Here is a 17383-nt window from a genome sequence, read left to right on the forward strand (position 1 = left end):
CCGGTGAGGCCGGTCACCCGGTGGTGCCCAGCCGGGGGAACAGCCGCAGCGCGTTGTCCCGCTCGATCGCCGCGCGGGCCGCCGGATCCAGCGCCGCGAGTTGCCGGTCGATGGCCCGACCACCGGCGGCGACCACCGGCTCCGGTGCCGCCGACCAGTCGGTGCCGTACAGGATCCGGTCCGGCCCGACGGCGGCGAGCAGGCTGGGCAGGCCGGACGGGGCGGTCAGCGCCAGGTCGTAGTGGAACCGGCCGAGCGCCGAGCGCACCCGCGCGGCGGGTACGTCGTAGAACGCCTCGCCGAGCGCGGCGACCCGGCTCGCCGCGTACGGCAGGAAGCCGCCGCCGTGGGCCAGGATGAAACTGATGTCGGGGTAGCGGTCCAGCGCCTCGGTCCAGATCAGACTGATCGCCGCCCGGGTGGTGTCGAGCAGGAAATCGGCCAGCACCGGCGGTACGCCGTCGACCGGTCCGCCGGGCAGCGTCATCGGGTGCACCAGGACCACCGCCCGGCGGCGGTTCAGCTCGGCCAGCACCGGGTCGTAGAGCGGCGCACCCAGGTAGGCGTCGCCGGCGTGCGCGATCAGCACCACCCCGTCGGCCCGCAACGTGTCGAAGGCGTACGCCACCTCGTCCAACGCCGCGTCGACGTACGGCATCGGCAGCGCGGCCAGCAGCCCGAACCGTCCCGGGTGCGCGGCGACGAACTCGGCGACCGCCTCGTTGGCGGCCCGGTTGAACCGCGCCGCCACCTGGACGTCACTGAACAATCCGGCCGGGATCGGGTTGGACACCAGCGCCACGTCGATCCGGTTGTCCGCCAGCACCTGCCAGGTCTGCGGCAGCGACCAGGGCAGGGTGAAGGTGGCACCGTGCTCGCGCATCAGCCGGGCGATGGCCGGCAGAATCGCGTGATGGTGCACGTCGACGCGCCCGGCGCTCATGACCGCGAGCCCGACGTGGCGGCACCGGCTGTCGCCGATGCCGGGCTGGACCCGTCGAGCAGCACCGTGCCGGCGGATCCGTCGACCAGCACCACGTCGTCGTCGCGGAGCCGACCGGTGGCCGCGCCGGTGGCGACCACCGCCGGGATCCGGTACTCGCGGGCCAGGATCGCCGGATGCGACAGGATGCTGCCCCGGTCGGTGACCAGGGCACCGATCACGCAGAACAGCATCGACCACTGCGCGGTGGTCTCCGGGCAGACCAGCACGTCACCCGGCCGTACCTTGTCGAAGTCGGCCAGGGTGCGGACCACCCGGACCGGTCCCCGGTAGCGGCCGGTCGAGGCGGCCAGGCCGGACAACCGGTCCGCCTGCGCCGCCGGCGGGCGGTGCCCGACCAGCAGACCCATCGCGTAGCCGGCGACCCGGGCGGCCCGCTGCGCCGCCGGCGACAGCGGTGGCGGCTCGTCGTCGCCGGTCCCGGTCGGGGGTGTGCCGTAGGCCGGTGGTCCCGGATTGGCCAGCGCCCAGGCGTGCTCGCCGCGTCGTCGCCGCACCATCGCCAACCAGTCCGCCGACGAGTCCGTCGCGCCGTCGGCGGTGCCGGTGGCCGCGCCGTCGGCGGTGCCGTCCGCCGCGCCGCCGCCGTGCGCCGACCGGATCTCGCGCAGGCGCAGGAAGAAGACGTCGTCGACCCGGTCCAGCGCGCCCCGCCGGACCAGGCGGCGGCCGAACTCCCGCACCGTGTAGCGCAGCAGCGCCCAGACCGAGGTGGCGTGGTACGCCTTCTCGTCGCGGACCGGGCCGCTGAGCACACTGGCGGCGTACGCCGCCTCGAACCGTTGCCGGTCGGCCGCCGACCGCCCGGCGAGCGCGGTCCGGGCCTGCGCGAGGGCGTCGGTCACCGTACGGTCGCCGGCCGCTCGCCGGGCCGCCAGGTCGTACGGGCGCTCCAGCTGGGCCCGCAGCATCGCCAGCAGCACCGCCGGCTGTTCGGCGATGGTCGGTTCGGTCAGGTCGAAGCCGAGGGTCCGGTGGGTGTACCGGTGCCGGTAGTCGGCCAACGCGGCGGCGAACCGCGCGTCCGGCGGCCCCGGATCGGCGGTCGCACCCGGATCGGCGGTCGCACGCACCAGGGTCGGTCCGGCGTCGGCCAGCCACCGCCGGACCTCGGGGCTGTCGTCGGCCAGCCGGGCCAGTACGGTCAACGCCGTCGCCGCCGCCATGTGGTCGCCGGTGAGCCCGGCCCGCAGCCGCGCGGTCTGCAACGGCGACCAGCCGAGCAGGTCGGCGCAGACCGTGCCGAGTTCGGCGGCGACGGCGATCGCCGCACCGGTGAGCTGGAAGTAGCGTTCGTGCAGCTGGGTGAAGAGCGCGTGGACGGCGTCGAGGTGGGCGGTCAGCGCGTCGTCGTCGAGCGTCGCCGGGTCGACGTCGCGCAGCGTGGCGGTGCGCGCGGCGAACTCGTCGCGCCAGTGCCGCGCCCAGGCCCGGATCAGCGCCACCGGTCGACCGGCGGCGACGTCGGCGGCGACCCGCTCCCATCGCCGCGCCGTGGCGGCGGCGTCCTCGGCCGGGCCGGTCAGGTAGGTCCAGCCACCGATCACGTGCACCTGCGGGGTGCTGCCGGTGGTGTAGCGGAAGAGGTCACCGACCCCGGTACGGAAGACCGGCAGGAACACGTCGCGTTCGACCGGGGTCCACGGCCGGTCCATGCTGCGGTTGCGGGTCGAGAAACCGGGCGGCACCTCGACGGGGACCGGCACCAGGGGCACCACCGACCCGGTGCTGACCGGCCGGGACTGCAGCAGCCACAGGGTGTCGCCGGCGAACGCCCACTCGATGTCCTGCGCGGTGCCGAGCCGCCGCGCGGCCCGCCGGGCCAACTCGGCCACGGCGTGGGCCTGCTCCGGCCGCAGCACGGCGGCACCACCGTCGGTCGCGCCGGCGCCACCGCCGGTGCCGGGACCGGGCCGGGTCGCGAGGCTGGCCGCCGGGCCGACGACCCGCCACTCCTCGGCGTCGACCTGCCCGGCGGCCAGCCGGTCGCCCAGGCCGCGTACCGCGCTGACCAGCGCGGTGCCGTCGTCGTCGGCGACCGGGTCGCGGCTGAACGCCACTCCGGCCGCTGTCGCCTCCACCATCGTCTGCACCAGGACCCCGATCCGGTCGGCCGGCCGACCGGCGTCGCCGGCGGTACCGGCCCGGCCGTCCTGATAGGCGCGGACCCGGGCCGACCGGGCCGACGCCCAGCAGTCGCGGATCGCCGACAGCACCGCGTCGAGGCCCCGCACACCCAGCACCGAGGTGTACTGGCCGGCGTAGGACAGGTCCGGGCCGTCCTCGGCCAGCCCGGACGAGCGCACCGCCACCGGCTGGTCACCGAGGCGCCGCAACGCCCCGACCAGCTCGTCGACGAACCCGTCCGGCAGGCCGTCGCCGTCGCGGACACCGGCACCGGCACGGCCGGTCGCCGCCGCTGTCGTCGCTGTCGCCGCCGTCGGCGCGGCGTCGGCGGTCACCGCGAACCCGGCCGGGACGGCGAACCCGTCGGCCAGCAGCCCGCCCAGCGTGGCGGCCTTGCGGCCGACCCGCCCGGCGTCGGCCGGCCCGATCTCCTCCAACGCAACGACGTACCTGGTCACGGCAGCACTCCTCAGTCAACTGTGGACAGGTGTCGGGGTGGCGAGCGCGGCGAGGTCGGCGACGATCGCGGCCGGCGTCGGCATCGCCCACGACTCGTCGCGCAGCTGCCCGGCCCGCGCCCGGTACGCCGTACCGTCGAGCAGCTCGACCAGCGCGGCCCGCACCGCCGCGACGGTGACCGCCTCCGCCGGCAGGGCCAGCCCGGCCCCGGTGGCGACGAACCGGTCGGTGTGGAACCGCTGGTCCGGCAGGCGGGGCAGGACCAGCTGCGGCACCCCGTGCCAGACACCGGTCAGCAGCGTGCCGTTGCCGCCCTGGTGCACCAGCGCCGCGCAGCTCGGCAGCACCAGATGCAGCGGCAGGTCGGGTGCCACCCGTACGTTGTCGGCGACGTCGCCGAGCGCCTCGGCGTCGCGGCGGGTCACCGCCACCACGACCTCGACGTCCAGCCCGGCGGCCGCCGCCAGCACGGTCGGCAGGGTGACCGTGTCCGGGCCGGTCAACCGGGTGGTGGAGGTGCCCCAGGTCAGGCAGATCCGGCGGCGGTGGGCCGGCGCGTGCAGCCAGTCCGGCAGCACCGCCGGGCCGTTGTACGGCAGGTAGCGCACCGGCAGCCGGCGCAGCGGATCCGGGATCTGCATCCGGGGCGGGCAGGGATCGACGGTCACCGTACCGAGCGGGTCGACGTCGACCAGACCGAGCCGGTCGGCCAGCGCGGCGACGTACCCGCCGATCACGTCCCGCGCCTGGTAGGTGACGTCGACCCCGTGGATGTGCCGGACCGCCGGCACCCCCAGCGCCGCCGCGACCACCGGACCGGCGTACGTGGTGGGGTCGAAGACGACCAGGTCCGGCCGCCACCACCGGGCGTACGCGAGCAGGTCGTCGAGCATCGCCTCGGCGTACGCGTTGAACACGCCAAACACCCGGCGCACCCGGTCCTGCCGGGCCGGTGCCCAGTGGCGCATCGACTCACCGGCCGCCGGTGCCGCCGGCACGCCGGTCAGGGTCAGCCCGGCCATCACCCGCCGGTGCACCTCGGTGTGGTCCAGGTCCGGGCCGACGGCGACCGCGACCTGGCCCGAGTCGGTGATCACCGGGGCGAGCGCCGGCTGGCTGGCCACCCGTACGTCGTGCCCGGCGGCCCGCAGCGCCCAGCCCAGCGGCACCAGCGGCAGGTAGTGCGAGGACCAGGCCCACGAGGTCATCAGGACCCGCAGCGGCCGGTCCGGGATGTGGTGGCCGCTCACCAGGTCACCGGGATCGCGACGAAGCCTTCCAGCAGGGCACCGGGCTGGCGGGCGAGCTCGTCGACGGGCACCGCGAGCCGCAGCCCGGGAAACCGGTCCAGCAGCGCCCCGGTGGCGATCCGCAGCTGCGTACGGGCCAGCCCGGCGCCGATGCAGTGGTGCACCCCGAGGCTGAACGTGAGGTGCTCACCGGCGTTGCGTCGGGTGATGTCGAACGTGCCCGGGTCGGCGAAGACCGTCTCGTCCTGGTTGGCCGAGTCCGCCGCCGGGACGACGCTGGTGCCGGCCGGGATGGTGAACCCGTCGAGGGCGATGTCGGCGGTGGCGTAGCGCAGCATCGACACCGACGAGCCGACCAGTTTCCAGCGCAGCAGCTCCTCCACCGCACCCGGCAGCAGCGTCGGGTCGGCACGCAGCTTCGCCAGCTGGTCCGGGTGGCTCAGCAGCATCGCCACGCCCCCGCCGAGCTGGGTGGCGGTGGTCTCGTAGCCGACCAGCAGCAGCAGCCGGCACCACCAGCGCAGCTCGTACTCGGTCAACGCACCGTCGACCTCGTCGCGGACCCGGATCATCGCACTGATCAGGTCGGTGCCCGGCGCGCGCCGCTTGGCGGCGATCAGCTCGTCCATGTAGTCGGTCAGTTCGCGCATCGCCGCGCCGATCTGTGGGCCGGTCATCCCACTGACCGACAGGAACGCGTCGGTCCAGCCCCGGAACCGGGCCATGTCCTGCTCCGGTACTCCCAGCAGGTGGCAGATGACCCGGATCGGCAGCGGGAACGCGAACGCCTCGTTGAGGTCCACCGGGCCGCCCCGGGCGGCCATCGCGTCGAGCAGTTCGTCGACCACCCGGTGGATGAACGGTTCCAGGTCGGCGACCCGGGCCGGGGTGAACGCCTTCGTCACCAGCCGCCGTACCCGGGTGTGCTCCGGCGGGTCGGGGTCGATCCGGTCGTCCTGGAACATCCGGTTGTGCCGGCTGATCCGGGCGGCGTCCGGCCGGTTCAGGTTGCGGCTGAGCCGGGGGTCGACCAGCAGCGCCCGCACGTCGCGGTAGCGGGTCACCAGCGTCGCCGGATCCCCGCTGGGCAGGGTGACCGGCACCGCCGGCCGGCGGCGGGCGTCGGCCAACGCCTCGGGCACGCCCAGCGCCGACGGGCGGGGGAACGGGTACGGGCAGCCGTCGGGGATGTCCGGCATGGGTGGCCCCTCCTCGAAGTCGGTGACGGTCCAGGTGGCGCCGGCGGCGCCGGGCCGCCGGTGGTTCACCAGGTCACCGGTACGGCGGTGAAGCCCTGGGTGAACGGGTCCTCGCGGCGGCGCAGCCGGTCCACCGGCACCGCCAGGCGCAGCGTGGGCAGTCGGGTCAGCAGCCCGGCCAGGCCGAGTTCCAGCTCGACCCGGGCCAGCGACGCGCCGACGCAGAAGTGCCGGCCGAAGCTGAACGTCAGCTGGGCCGGGCCGGCGCGGCGAAGGTCCAACGTGAGCGGGTCGGTGAAGACGGCCGGGTCGTGGTTGGCGCACTCCAGGGAGGGCACCACACTGGACCCTCTCGGCAGCGTCGTACCGCCGAGGTCGATGTCGTCGGTGACGTAGCGCAGCATCGACAGCGAGGTGCCGACCACCTGGTGGCGCAGCAGTTCCTCCACGGCCGTCGGCATCGCGGTCGGATCGGCGCGCAGTGTCGCCAGCTGGTCGGGATGCTCCAGCAGCAGCACCACCGCCGAGAGCAGCTGGTGGGCGGTGGTCTCGTAGCCGGCCAGCAGCAGCACCGTGCACCACCAGTGCAGCTCGGTGGGGCTGAGTCGTCCGTCGTCGGCGTCGCTGACCTCGATCAGGGCGCTGATCAGCCCGTCGTCGGGGTCGCTGCGGCGACGTTCGATCAGTTCGCCGAGGTAGTCCCACGGCGGGGCGTGCATACCGGCCAGCGCCGCCCGGTCACCCTCCGGTACGCCGAGCAGGTCACAGATCACGTGCAGGCTCAGCGGGTGGGCGAACGCCGTACCCAGGTCGACCGGGCGTTGCCCGCCGGTCATGGCGTCGAGCAGGTCGTCGACCCGCTGGGCGACCCGGGGACGTAACCGGGCCATCTGGGCGCCGCTGAACGCCTTGGCGATCAGCCGGCGCATCCGGGTGTGGCCGGGCGGGTCCATCTGCACCTGACGGCCGAAGTGCTTCGGCGGTCCGTCGGCCGGTGGGGTCATCCGGGCCATGTCGGGCCGTTGCCGGTTCTTGCTGATCCTCGGGTCGGTCAGCAGCGCCCGTACCTCGTGGTAGCCGGTGACGAGCAACGCCCGGTCGCCGCTGGGCAGCCGGACCGGCAGCACCGGCTGACGGTGCAGGTCGGCGAACTCCCGCGGCTGGTCGGTCTGCGACGGCCACGGGAACGGGTAGTGCGGGCAACCGCCGGACATCGGCATCTCCTTGCCTGCTGCGGCCTGGGCGGATCGGGAGCAGAGCCTGCCCGGTCGGGCTCGACCCTGAGTCCATTCCGGCTCGACGACCTCGGTCGATCGGTTCTTCAGCGCCGCTGGACCGGGCCGCCCGACGATGGCCCGCAGCAATCACCGGTGGGAGACGGAGGGACCATGCACCGGACCTTGATCGTCGCGCGGCTGCAGCCGGGGCACGCCGACCGGGTCGCCGAGGTGTTCGGCGAGTCGGACCGCACCGAACTGCCGCACCTGCTCGGGGTCCGCTCGCGCAGCCTGTTCACCTTCCACGACCTGTACTTCCACCTGATCGACTCCGATCAGGACCTGGGTCCGGGGCTGGCCCGGCACCGTGACCATCCACTGTTCACCGAGGTCAGTGACCGGCTGGCGGCGCACGTCAGCGCGTACGACCCGGGCTGGCGCGGCCCGGCGGACGCGATGGCCACCGAGTTCTACCGGTGGCGGCGGTGACCGCCGACGCGGCCCGGACCTCGGCGGGGACCGGCGACGCGCACCGGACCGCGGTCGTCACCGGGATCGGGGTGGTGGCGCCGGGCGGCATCGGCGTACCGGCCTTCTGGGATCTGCTCACCGCCGGCCGCAGCGCCACCGGCCCGATCACCCTGTTCGACCCGCAGGGATTCCGGTCCCGCATCGCCGCCGAGTGCGAGTTCGACCCGGTCGCCGCCGGGCTGAGCCCCGAACAGGCCCGGAGGCTGGACCGCACCACCCAGTTCGCGCTGGTCGCGGCGGCCGAGGCGATGCGTGACAGCGGACTCGACTTCGCCGCCACCGACCCGTACCGGCTCGGCACCGTCATCGGCGGGGCGGTCGGCTGCACGATCCGGCTGGAGGAGCAGTACAAGGCGGTCAGCAACCACGGCCGGGACTGGCTGGTCGACCACACGGCGGCCGGCGCGGACCTGTACGACTACCTGGTCCCCAGCTCCATCGCCGCCGAGGTCGCCTGGCAGTGCGGCGCGCAGGGGCCGGTTTCGCTGATCTCCACCGGCTGCACCTCCGGTCTGGACGCCGTCGGGCACGCCGCCGCGCTGATCGTCGAGGGCAGCGCCGACGTGGTGGTGGCCGGCGCGTCCGACGCGCCGATCTCGCCGATCACCGTGGCCTGCTTCGACACCATCCGGGCCACCTCGGCCAACAACGCCGACCCCGGGCACGCCAGCCGCCCCTTCGACCGGCGACGCGACGGGTTCGTCCTCGGTGAAGGCGCGGCCGTGTTCGTCATCGAGGAGGCCGGCCACGCCCGCCGACGCGGCGCCGCCGGCTACTGCCGGGTCGCCGGGTTCGCCCGCCGGGCCAACGCGTACCACATGACCGGTCTGCGCCCCGACGGCCGCGAGATGGCCGACGCGATCCGCGTCGCGCTGGCCGGGGCCCGGCTCGACCCGACCGACATCGACTACGTCAACGCCCACGGCTCCGGTACGCGGCAGAACGACGTGCACGAGACGGCGGCCTTCAAACACAGTCTCGGCCAGCGGGCCTACCAGGTGCCGGTCAGCTCCATCAAGTCGATGGTGGGCCACTCCCTCGGCGCGATCGGCTCGATCGAGGTCGCGGCCTGTGCCCTGGCCCTGCGCCACCAGGTGGTGCCGCCGACGGCCAACCTGACCGAGCCCGACCCGGACTGCGACCTGGACTACGTGCCGGTCACCGCACGCGACGCCCACCTCGACGCGGTGCTCAGCGTCGGCAGCGGATTCGGCGGTTTCCAGACCGCCGTGGTGCTCGACCGGACGGCGGCGCACCGGTGAGCGCCCCGACGCCCGGCGCCCTGACATCCGGCACCGCCGGCGGGCGGGCACTGGTGACCGGGATCGGCGTCGTCGCCCCCAACGGCACCGGGGTGCCGGCGTACTGGTCGGCCACCCTGGCCGGCAAGAGCGGCATCCGGCCGCTGCCGTCGGTGGGTGCCGACTATCCGCTGCGGGTCGGCGGCGTCGCCGAGGACTTCGTCGCCGGCGCGCACCTGCCGCCCCGGCTGACCGCGCAGACCGACCGGTGGACCGCGTTCGGGCTGGCCGCCGCGACCGAGGCGTTCGCCGACGCCGGCATCGACCCGACGACCCTGCCCGAGTACGAGTTCGGTGTGGTCACCGGCAGCTCGTCCGGCGGCAACGAGTTCGGCCAGCGGGAGATCGCCCGGCTCTGGTCGCAGGGGCCGCAGTTCGTCGGCGCCTACCAGTCGATCGCCTGGTTCTACGCGGCGACCACCGGGCAGTTGTCCATCCGCTACGGCGCCCGGGGCCCGTGCGGGGTACTGGTCAGCGAACAGGCCGCCGGGCTGGACGCCCTCGCCGACGCCCGGCGGCTGCTGCGCGCCGGCAGCCGACTCGTGGTCTCCGGCGGGGCCGAGGCGCCGCTGTCGCCGTACGCCATCGTCTGCCAGCTGGCCAGCGGCCGGCTGGCCACCGGCGACGACCCGCACCGCAGCTACCTGCCGTTCGCCGCCGACGCGGCCGGCTACGTGCCCGGCGAGGGCGGGGCGATCCTGCTGGTCGAACGGGAGGACTCGGCGCGTTCGCGCGGTGCCCGTGGGTACGCCGAGATCGCCGGCTGCGCCGCCACGTTCGACCCCCGGCCCGGCACCGGCGAGCCGGGCCTGCGCCGGGCGATCGAAGCGGCGCTGGCCGACGCCGGCCAGCGACCGGCCGACGTCGACGTGGTCTTCGCCGACGGCGCCGGGGTCCGCGAGGCCGACCGGCAGGAGGCCGCGGCGATCGCCGCCGTGTTCGGTCCCGGCCGGGTGCCGGTGGCGGTGCCGAAGACGATGACCGGCCGGATGTACGCCGGTGGGGCCGCCCTCGACGTGGTGGCGGCGGTGCTGGCAATCCGGGACTCGGTCCTGCCGCCGGCGGTGGGGATCGGCGCGCCGGCCCCGGACTGTCCGCTCGACCTGGTCCTGGAGGTGCCCCGCCCGGCGCGGGTGCGGGTGGCGGTGGTGCTGGCCCGTGGCTACGGCGGGTTCAACGCCGCGCTGGTGGTCAGGGCGGTGTGACGACCCTCCGCCGGCCGGCGGAGGGCAGACGGAAGGGACGACCAGATGCCCACGTTCACAGTGGACGACCTTGGTGCGCTGCTCGGTGAGGTGGCGGGGGAGGGCGCCGGACCCGGCCCGGCCGCCGCCGACACCAGCTACGCCGACCTCGGCTACGACTCGCTGGCGCTGCTGGAGGTCAGCGTCCGGGTCCGTCAGACGCTCGGCGTCGAGGTGCCGGAGGACGCCGTCGCGGTCACCGCCACCCCGGCGCAGACGGTCGCCCAGATCAACGAGATCCTCGCCAACCCGCCGGTGAGCACGGCATGAGCGGGCGTACCGACAACGCGATCAGGATCGCCGCGCCGATGGAGCTGGTCTGGTCGGTCACCAACGACGTCGCCGGCTGGCCACAGCTGTTCAGTGAGTACGCCGCCGCAGAGATCCTGCACACCGCGCCGAACTACGTACGGTTCCGGCTCACCACCCACCCCGAGGACGGGCGCAGCTGGAGCTGGGTCTCCGAGCGGGAACTCGACCCGGTCAACCGGGTGGTGACCGCCCGGCGGGTCGAACCCGGCCCGTTCGAGTACATGCGGCTGCGGTGGGAGTACCGCCAGGTCGGCGACGAGGTCGAACTGCGCTGGCAGCAGGAGTTCCAGATGCGTCCGGACGCCCCGGTCGACGACGCCGCGATGACCGAACGGATCAACCGAAACTCCCCGATCCAGCTGGCCCGGATCAAGCAGATCCTGGAAAGCGGCGGCCCGTCGCCGACACCGGAGCAGGAGTCGTCGCCGTCGCTGGAGCGGGCACCGGAGCAGGAGTCGTCGCCGTCGCTGGAGCGGGCGCCGTGAGCGCCCTCGCGCAGACCGCCGCCGGACTCGCCGCCGTCTGCAACGGCGTCGCCGCCGGGATCATGGTCTCCACCGTGGTCGGCATCGTGCCGATGATGGTCGCCCAGCCGTACCGGGGGTACGTCCGGACCGTCCAGTTTCTCTGGCCGCGCTACGACCCGCTGATGCCGATCCTCAACGGTACGGCCCTGGCGCTGGCGGTGGTCGCCGCGATCGCCGCGCCCACCGCGTCGGCGCGCACTGTCCTGGTCGTCGCCGCCGCGCTGCTGGCCACCGTGATGGCCATCTCGATCGTCAAGAACGTCCCGGTCAACCGGTACGTCAGCCGGCTCGACCCCGGCCGGCAACCCGACGACTGGGCCCGGCTCGACCCCCGCCTGCGCTGGCAGCGCTGGAACCGGATCCGTACCGCCGCGGCCGTGCTCGCCTTCATCGCGAACGTCGCCGCCACCGGGCTGCTGACCTGACCCCGGTGACACCGAACCCGAATCGTCTGTTGGAGGCATCCATGCCCACCTCACTGTCCGGCCGGGCGGCCCTGGTCACCGGGGGCACCCGGGGAATCGGCCGGGGCATCGTCACGGCCCTGGCCCACGCCGGTGCCGACGTCGTCGCCTGCTACCGCGCCGACGGCCCGCACGTCGACGACCTCGCCCGTACGCTCAAGGAGATCCCCGGCGACCACCACCTGGTCCGCGCCGACATCGGCGACCCCGGGCAGCTCACGGCCCTGGCCGACGAGTGCCGGCTGCGGTACGGCCGGCTCGACGTCGTGGTCAACAACGCCGGCGTGATCAGCCACCAGCCGATCGACCAGTTGGCCGTCGACGAGTGGCGGCGGGTGCTGGACACCAACCTCACCGGCGCGTTCCTGGTCGTGCGGGAGGTCCTGCCCCTGCTCGGCGCCGGGGCGTCGATCGTCAACGTCGGCTCCCGGGTCGCCACCGTCGGCATCCCGCTGCGTGCCCACTACACCGCCGCGAAGGCCGGCCTGATCGGGCTCACCCGGTCGTTGGCCAAGGAACTCGGGCCCCGGGGAATCCGGGTCAACCTGGTGGCACCCGGCGTGATCGCCACCGAGAAGGAGCTGCCCGCCGAGGTCCTGGCCCGTTACGAGCAGCTGACCGCGCTGCGCCGCCTCGGCACCCCGCAGGAGGTCGCCGCCGTGGTCTGCTTCCTCGCCAGCGAAGCGGCCGGCTACCTGACCGGCGCCACCGTCGACGTCGACGGTGGGATCTGACATGGCGGCCCCCCAGACGGCCCGGGCGCCCGAGGCGCCCGAGGCATCGCAGACCGATCAGTGGCCGGAGTCGGCCACCGCGTACCGGGTGCTGCTGCGGATGCAGGTCAAGGCCGGGCAGGACGACCAGTTCGTCCGGGCCTGGTGCTCCGGCGCGGCCACCATCGCCGCCGAGGCCGCGCAGCTCGGCCAGTCGCTGAGCCGCAGCGACACCGAACCCGGCGTGTACTACATCGTCAGCGACTGGACCGACGAGGCCAGCTTCCGCGACTACGAGCAAAGCGACCGGCACCAGGAACACCGGGCCCGGCTGCACCCGTACCGTGAGTCGGGGTCGATGTCGACGATGACCGTGGTCGCGGTCCGCCCCGCTGACGCGGCCGGCCCGCGCGCTGGCGACGGAGCCGGTCCGCCGGCCGCCGACGGAGCCGACCGGTGAGCGGCCCACGGGTCTGCGTACTGCTGTTCGCCGTGGCCCCGCCGGACGGGCCGGCCAGCGTCGTCGACGCCTACCACCAGGTGAGCCGGGAACTCGACGGCACCCCGGGACTGGTCCGCAACGCCCTGCTGGAACTGGTCGACCCGCCGGGGTCGATGGTGGTGCTCAGCGAGTGGGCCAGCATGGCGGCGTTCCACGCCTGGGAGCAGGGTGCGGCACACCGGCAGATCACCGCGCCGCTGCGGCCGTACCAGGACACCCGGATGAGTCCGCCGTTCGGCGTCTACCGCGTCGCGGCCTCCTACGGGTAGGGGCGGCGACGATGGACACCGTGGCGCCGGTGCGCGCCGCCCGGCCGGACACGTCGGCACCCGCCGTCGCGGTGGTCGGCTCGGACGGCTTCATCGGCCGGCGACTCAGCGGCTCACTGATCGCCCGGGGCACCGTGGTGCACGGCTACACCCGCCAGCGCGGACTGCACCAGCAGGCGGCCACCGGCGGCCCGGCGGTCATCTTCTACCTGGCCACCAGCGTCACCCCGGCGCTGGCGGAGCAGCATCCGGAGCTGGTCACCGCCGACCACGCCCGGTTCGCCGCGCTGGTGCGGATGCTGGCCCGGACCCCGGACCCACCGATGGTCGTGCTGACCAGCTCCGCCGGCACCGTCTACGACCCCGACCTGCCCGGACCGTACCGGGAGGACCTGCCGACCCGGGCCACCTCCCGCTACGGCGCGGCGAAGCTCGCGCTGGAACAGCTGCTGCTCGACCACTGCGACAGCATCCCCACCGTCATCCTGCGACTGTCCAACGTCTACGGGCCGGGGCAGCGGGTAGACCGCAGCCAGGGCGTGCTGGCCTACTGGCTGCGCGCCGCCGCCGCCGGGGAGCCGCTGACGTTGATCGGCGACCCGGACACCACCCGGGACTACGTGTACGTCGACGACGTCGTCGACTGCATGCTGCGGCTGCCCGCCCGGCTCGGCACCACCGCCGGAACGCCGCCGGTGATCCTCAACGTCGGCTCCGGGGTCAGCACCCCGCTGGCGGACCTGCTGACCGCGGTCCGCACGGTCGTCGGCGGCGACCTGCCGGTACGCCGGCTGCCGCCACGCCCGGTGGACCGCCGCGACGTGCTCCTCGACGTCGGCCGGGCCCGCCGGCTGCTCGGCTGGCGGTCGCGGACCACGTTGGCCGACGGGATCACCGCGATGTGGCGGGCCACCCCGAACCGCCGCCCGCCGCCGGACCCCGGCACCGTGACCGGCCGCACCGCCGTACCCCCGCCCCGTGCCTCCCACGACGACGAAAGGCAGACCGATGCTCGCTGAGTTCATGGCCCGTACCGGCAACAGCGTGATCCGCAACATCCCGCCGGACGGCCGCGCCTACTGGGCCGCCCGGTTCTGGGACCGCGACACCCACGAGCAGCACCCGGTGCTCGGCGAGGCGTTCCTGCAGCAGAAGGCGACCGTGGCCGAGCTGATCAGCCGGCACGCCGCCGACACCGGCCGGGTGCTGGAGTTCGCCTGCGGCACCGGCGAGTTCACCCGGTTGGCCGCCGAACGGACCAGGGCCCGCCAGATCACCGCGGTCGACATCTCGGCCGAAGGACTGCGTCGGGCCCGCGCCCGGGTCGACCACGACAACCTGGAGCTGATCCAGGGCGACTTCTGGGCCGACCACGGCGTGGGCACCTCCGAGCTGGTGATGTGCCTGGACGCCATCCACCATCTCGGCGACGTCCGGCAGGTGCTCACCCGGCTGCGGGGCTTCGTCGCCCCTGGCGGGACGTTCATCGGCAACCTGTGGACGGTCGACAACTTCCACCAGTTCCAGCGGCTGCGTTACGGCCGGGTCGCGCATCTGCGGCGTACCGCCGGTTTCCTCGGCACGGCGCTGATGATCCGCACCAGCGGCGGTCGACTGCGCACCGGGGCGTACCGCACCCAGCTGCTGCACAGCGACGCCGCCACCCGCATCCTGCGGGACGTGTTCGACGAGGTCGTCGAGGTCCGGGTCGAGGACTACTTCATGGCCTTCGCCTGCCGGGTCGCACCGGACGCCTCCGCCGGGCCGGACGCCGCCACGGGGCCGGCCCCCTCCGCCGGACCCCGCTGAGGAACCGGGGCGGAAGGGAGACGACGATGCGGATTCTGGTCACCGGAGGTGCCGGGTTCATCGGCCGGCGGGTGGTCACCGCCCTGGTCGACGCCGGTCACGAGGTACGCGTCGTCGACGCGCTGCTGCCCGAGGCCCACCCCGACGGCACGCCGCCGCCGATGCCCGACGGCGTCGAGTTCGTTCCCGGCGATCTGCGCGATCCCGCGACGGTGGAGACGGTGCTGCGCGGCGTCGACCTGGTCAGTCACCAGGCGGCGGTGGTCGGTCGGGGTCGGGAGATCCTCGACGCCCGCCGGCACGTCGGCTGCAACGACCTCGGCACCGCCACGCTGCTGGCGGCGATGGCCGAGGCCGACATCGGTCGGCTGGTCCTCGCCGGCAGCGTGGTGATCTACGGCGCCAGCCGCTACCGCTGCCCGGAGCACGGGCTGACCCGCCCGGCCGGGCGCGAACCGCACGATCTGGCGGCCGGCCGGTTCGCGCCGGTCTGCGGGCAGTGCCGCGGCGTCGTCGACGCCGAGCCGGTCACCGAGGACGACGTGCCGGACCCACCGCGCAACATGTACGCCGTCACCAAGCTCGCCCAGGAGCTGCTGGTCGACGCCTGGGCGGTGCAGACCGGCGGCAGCGCGATCTCGTTGCGCTACCACAACGTGTACGGCCCCGACATGCCCTACGCCAGCCCGTACTCCGGGGTGGCGGCCACCTTCCGCAGTGCGGTCGTCGCCGGGGTCGCACCCCGGGTGTACGAGGACGGCGCCCCCCGCCGGGACTTCGTCCACGTCGACGACATCGTGTCGGCCAACGTCGCCGCGCTGCGCCGCACCGACGCGGGCCTACGGACGTACAACGTCGCCTCCGGCGACCCCCGGACGATCCTGGAGGTGGCGACGGTGCTGGCGGCCGCCGGTGGCGGCCCGGCACCGGTGGTGACCGGCGAGTACCGGGTGGGCGACGTCCGGGAGATCGTCGCCTCCCCTCGGCGGATCATGACCGAGCTCGGCTGGACGCCGACGGTCGGGTTCGCCGACGGCATGGCGGCGTTCGCGGTGGCGCCGATGCGGGGCCGTACCCCGGCGGAGGACGCATGTCGGTGAGCGTGGTCATCCCGACCCTCGGCACCCGTACGTCACTGTGGTCCTCGGTGGAGGGTGCGGTCCGGGCGGCGTCCGCCACCGGCCCCGACGCCGAGGTGCTGGTCGTCGTCAACGGCGCGCGACGGCTGCCGGCCCTGCCCCGCTCGTCGCTGGTGCGGGTGCTGCGCCTGGAGCGGGCCAACGTGGCGCGGGCCCGCAACGCCGGGCTGGCGGCGGCCTGCAACGACATCGTGCTGTTCGGCGACGACGGTGCCGGCTATCCGCCGAGCTGGGGACGCGACCTGGCGGCGGCGCTGGCCGGCACCGACTGCCCGGTGGTGACCGCCCCGGTCCGGGTGCCGCAGCGGGGGCCGGTGACCGCCTTCTGCAACCATCAGCGGCTGTTCGACGCGCCACCGGTCGACGCCCGCTCGGCCCGCACCGTCACCGGCAACTGCGGGGTACGGCGTGACCTGCTGCCCGGCTGGTTGCGCTTCGACGAGAAGCTGCCGCTGGTCGGCGAGGACGTCGCGTTCGGTCATGCGGTACGGGCCGCCGGGCTGCCGATCCGGTGGCTGGCCGGCACGGCACCGGGTCTGCACCTGTTGCCGGAGCACGTCGACGAGATCACCGAACGGGCCCGGCGCTACGGTCGGGGTGCCGCGCTGGTCTGGCGCGGCGACGGCACCGGGGCCGATCCGGCCGGGATGCTCGCGCAGTTCCGGTTGCTCGCCTCGGCCGGCTACCGCCGGTACCGCCGCTTCCCGGAGGTGCGCTCCGATGGGCTGCGCGCCGCGTTCGCGCTGTACGGCTACCTGTTCGAGGCCGCGTTCGTCGCCGGCTACCTGGCCGAGGCGCTCGACGCCGGCGGTGCACCGGTGGCCGACGTCGACCTCGCCGGGCTGACCTCGGCGTGGCGGTCGGTCGCCGACCGGGCGGCTGCTGCCGTCGTGTCGCCCGCCACGGCGGCGGTCGGGCTGGACCTGACCCGGCTCGACGTCGGCACCACAGTCGACCTGCCACTGGTCGAGGCCGCCCGGCAGGCGCTGGCCGACCACGTCCGGCCGGGCACCGGCCCGGCCGCGCCGGTGTCCGCCGTGCTGCCCGCCCCGGCCGCGTCGGCCGCGTCGGTGTCTGGTCCGGTGTCCGGTACGGCCGGCCAGGCGGACCTGCACCGGGTGCTCGCCGTCTGGCGGGCGGTACGGGCCGACGGCGGCCCCACCGACCTGGACACCCTGGACGCGCGGCTGCGCACCGAGGGCCTGGTGCTGCGGGAGGCGTGCGCGGTCATCGAACGGGCCGCGATGTGGCGGGCCGGTCGGGCGACGGCGTCCGCCAGCTGACCGGGCCGCCGGCCCCGATCGTCGACCCGCCCGG

General features: G+C 74.6%; 18 protein-coding genes. 13 read left to right on the forward strand and 5 right to left on the reverse strand.

What is annotated here, in order from left to right; genetic code table 11:
• Positions 1-13: 13 nt before the first annotated feature.
• From O7608_RS17025 to O7608_RS17045, 5 genes are read right to left on the reverse strand one after another with little or no spacing between them, the layout of a single operon-like run.
• On the reverse strand, positions 14-943 hold the full coding sequence (locus O7608_RS17025; protein WP_289205515.1) for an amidohydrolase family protein: 930 nt from the start codon (positions 941-943) through the stop codon (positions 14-16).
• Entirely contained in the window at positions 940-3588 is a 2649-nt protein-coding gene (locus O7608_RS17030) for a PEP/pyruvate-binding domain-containing protein (RefSeq protein WP_289205516.1), read from the reverse strand. Before O7608_RS17030 ends, O7608_RS17025 begins: the two co-directional genes overlap by 4 nt.
• Positions 3589-3603: 15 nt before the next feature.
• Complete coding sequence (locus tag O7608_RS17035; protein WP_289205517.1) at positions 3604-4839, reverse strand: nucleotide disphospho-sugar-binding domain-containing protein; 1236 nt, start codon at positions 4837-4839, stop codon at positions 3604-3606.
• On the reverse strand, positions 4836-6107 hold the full coding sequence (locus tag O7608_RS17040) for a cytochrome P450 (RefSeq protein WP_289205518.1): 1272 nt from the start codon (positions 6105-6107) through the stop codon (positions 4836-4838). The genes O7608_RS17035 and O7608_RS17040 overlap by 4 nt, the downstream gene beginning before the upstream one ends.
• Complete coding sequence (locus tag O7608_RS17045; protein ID WP_289205519.1) at positions 6104-7252, reverse strand: cytochrome P450; 1149 nt, start codon at positions 7250-7252, stop codon at positions 6104-6106. The genes O7608_RS17040 and O7608_RS17045 overlap by 4 nt, the downstream gene beginning before the upstream one ends.
• A gap of 174 nt (positions 7253-7426) precedes the next feature.
• Between O7608_RS17045 and O7608_RS17050 the strand changes: the two genes are divergently transcribed.
• From O7608_RS17050 to O7608_RS17110, 13 genes are read left to right on the forward strand one after another with little or no spacing between them, the layout of a single operon-like run.
• On the forward strand, positions 7427-7744 hold the full coding sequence (locus tag O7608_RS17050) for a TcmI family type II polyketide cyclase (protein ID WP_289205520.1): 318 nt from the start codon (positions 7427-7429) through the stop codon (positions 7742-7744).
• Complete coding sequence (locus O7608_RS17055; RefSeq protein WP_289205521.1) at positions 7741-9048, forward strand: beta-ketoacyl-[acyl-carrier-protein] synthase family protein; 1308 nt, start codon at positions 7741-7743, stop codon at positions 9046-9048. The genes O7608_RS17050 and O7608_RS17055 overlap by 4 nt, the downstream gene beginning before the upstream one ends.
• On the forward strand, positions 9045-10292 hold the full coding sequence (locus O7608_RS17060; protein ID WP_289205522.1) for a ketosynthase chain-length factor: 1248 nt from the start codon (positions 9045-9047) through the stop codon (positions 10290-10292). Before O7608_RS17055 ends, O7608_RS17060 begins: the two co-directional genes overlap by 4 nt.
• A gap of 45 nt (positions 10293-10337) precedes the next feature.
• Positions 10338-10601 (forward strand): acyl carrier protein, encoded by a 264-nt coding sequence (locus O7608_RS17065; protein WP_289205523.1) that lies wholly within the window; start codon positions 10338-10340, stop codon positions 10599-10601.
• Positions 10598-11128 carry an SRPBCC family protein gene (locus tag O7608_RS17070; RefSeq protein WP_289205524.1) on the forward strand — a complete coding sequence of 177 codons (531 nt, stop codon included), beginning with the start codon at positions 10598-10600 and terminating at the stop codon, positions 11126-11128. The genes O7608_RS17065 and O7608_RS17070 overlap by 4 nt, the downstream gene beginning before the upstream one ends.
• Positions 11125-11595: an anthrone oxygenase family protein gene (locus O7608_RS17075; RefSeq protein WP_289205525.1), complete on the forward strand. Its 471-nt coding sequence runs from the start codon at positions 11125-11127 to the stop codon at positions 11593-11595. The genes O7608_RS17070 and O7608_RS17075 overlap by 4 nt, the downstream gene beginning before the upstream one ends.
• Positions 11596-11636: 41 nt before the next feature.
• The gene (locus O7608_RS17080) at positions 11637-12368 is read left to right on the forward strand and encodes an SDR family NAD(P)-dependent oxidoreductase (RefSeq protein ID WP_289205526.1); all 732 of its coding nucleotides are present in this window, start codon (positions 11637-11639) and stop codon (positions 12366-12368) included.
• Between the two features lies 1 nt (position 12369).
• Positions 12370-12807, forward strand: coding sequence for an antibiotic biosynthesis monooxygenase family protein (locus tag O7608_RS17085; protein ID WP_289205527.1), 438 nt, complete (start codon positions 12370-12372; stop codon positions 12805-12807).
• Positions 12804-13118, forward strand: a complete 315-nt coding sequence (locus O7608_RS17090; protein WP_289205528.1) for an antibiotic biosynthesis monooxygenase family protein — start codon at positions 12804-12806, stop codon at positions 13116-13118. The genes O7608_RS17085 and O7608_RS17090 overlap by 4 nt, the downstream gene beginning before the upstream one ends.
• 11 nt (positions 13119-13129) lie before the next feature.
• Entirely contained in the window at positions 13130-14137 is a 1008-nt protein-coding gene (locus O7608_RS17095) for an NAD-dependent epimerase/dehydratase family protein (RefSeq protein WP_289205529.1), read from the forward strand.
• On the forward strand, positions 14127-14927 hold the full coding sequence (locus O7608_RS17100; protein ID WP_289205530.1) for a class I SAM-dependent methyltransferase: 801 nt from the start codon (positions 14127-14129) through the stop codon (positions 14925-14927). The genes O7608_RS17095 and O7608_RS17100 overlap by 11 nt, the downstream gene beginning before the upstream one ends.
• Before the next feature lie 26 nt (positions 14928-14953).
• Positions 14954-16027 (forward strand): NAD-dependent epimerase/dehydratase family protein, encoded by a 1074-nt coding sequence (locus O7608_RS17105; protein ID WP_289205531.1) that lies wholly within the window; start codon positions 14954-14956, stop codon positions 16025-16027.
• Complete coding sequence (locus O7608_RS17110) at positions 16024-17349, forward strand: glycosyltransferase (protein ID WP_289205532.1); 1326 nt, start codon at positions 16024-16026, stop codon at positions 17347-17349. Before O7608_RS17105 ends, O7608_RS17110 begins: the two co-directional genes overlap by 4 nt.
• Positions 17350-17383 lie beyond the last annotated feature (34 nt).

Origin of the sequence: Solwaraspora sp. WMMA2056 (assembly GCF_030345095.1) — a bacterium.
Lineage (GTDB): Bacteria > Actinomycetota > Actinomycetes > Mycobacteriales > Micromonosporaceae > Micromonospora_E.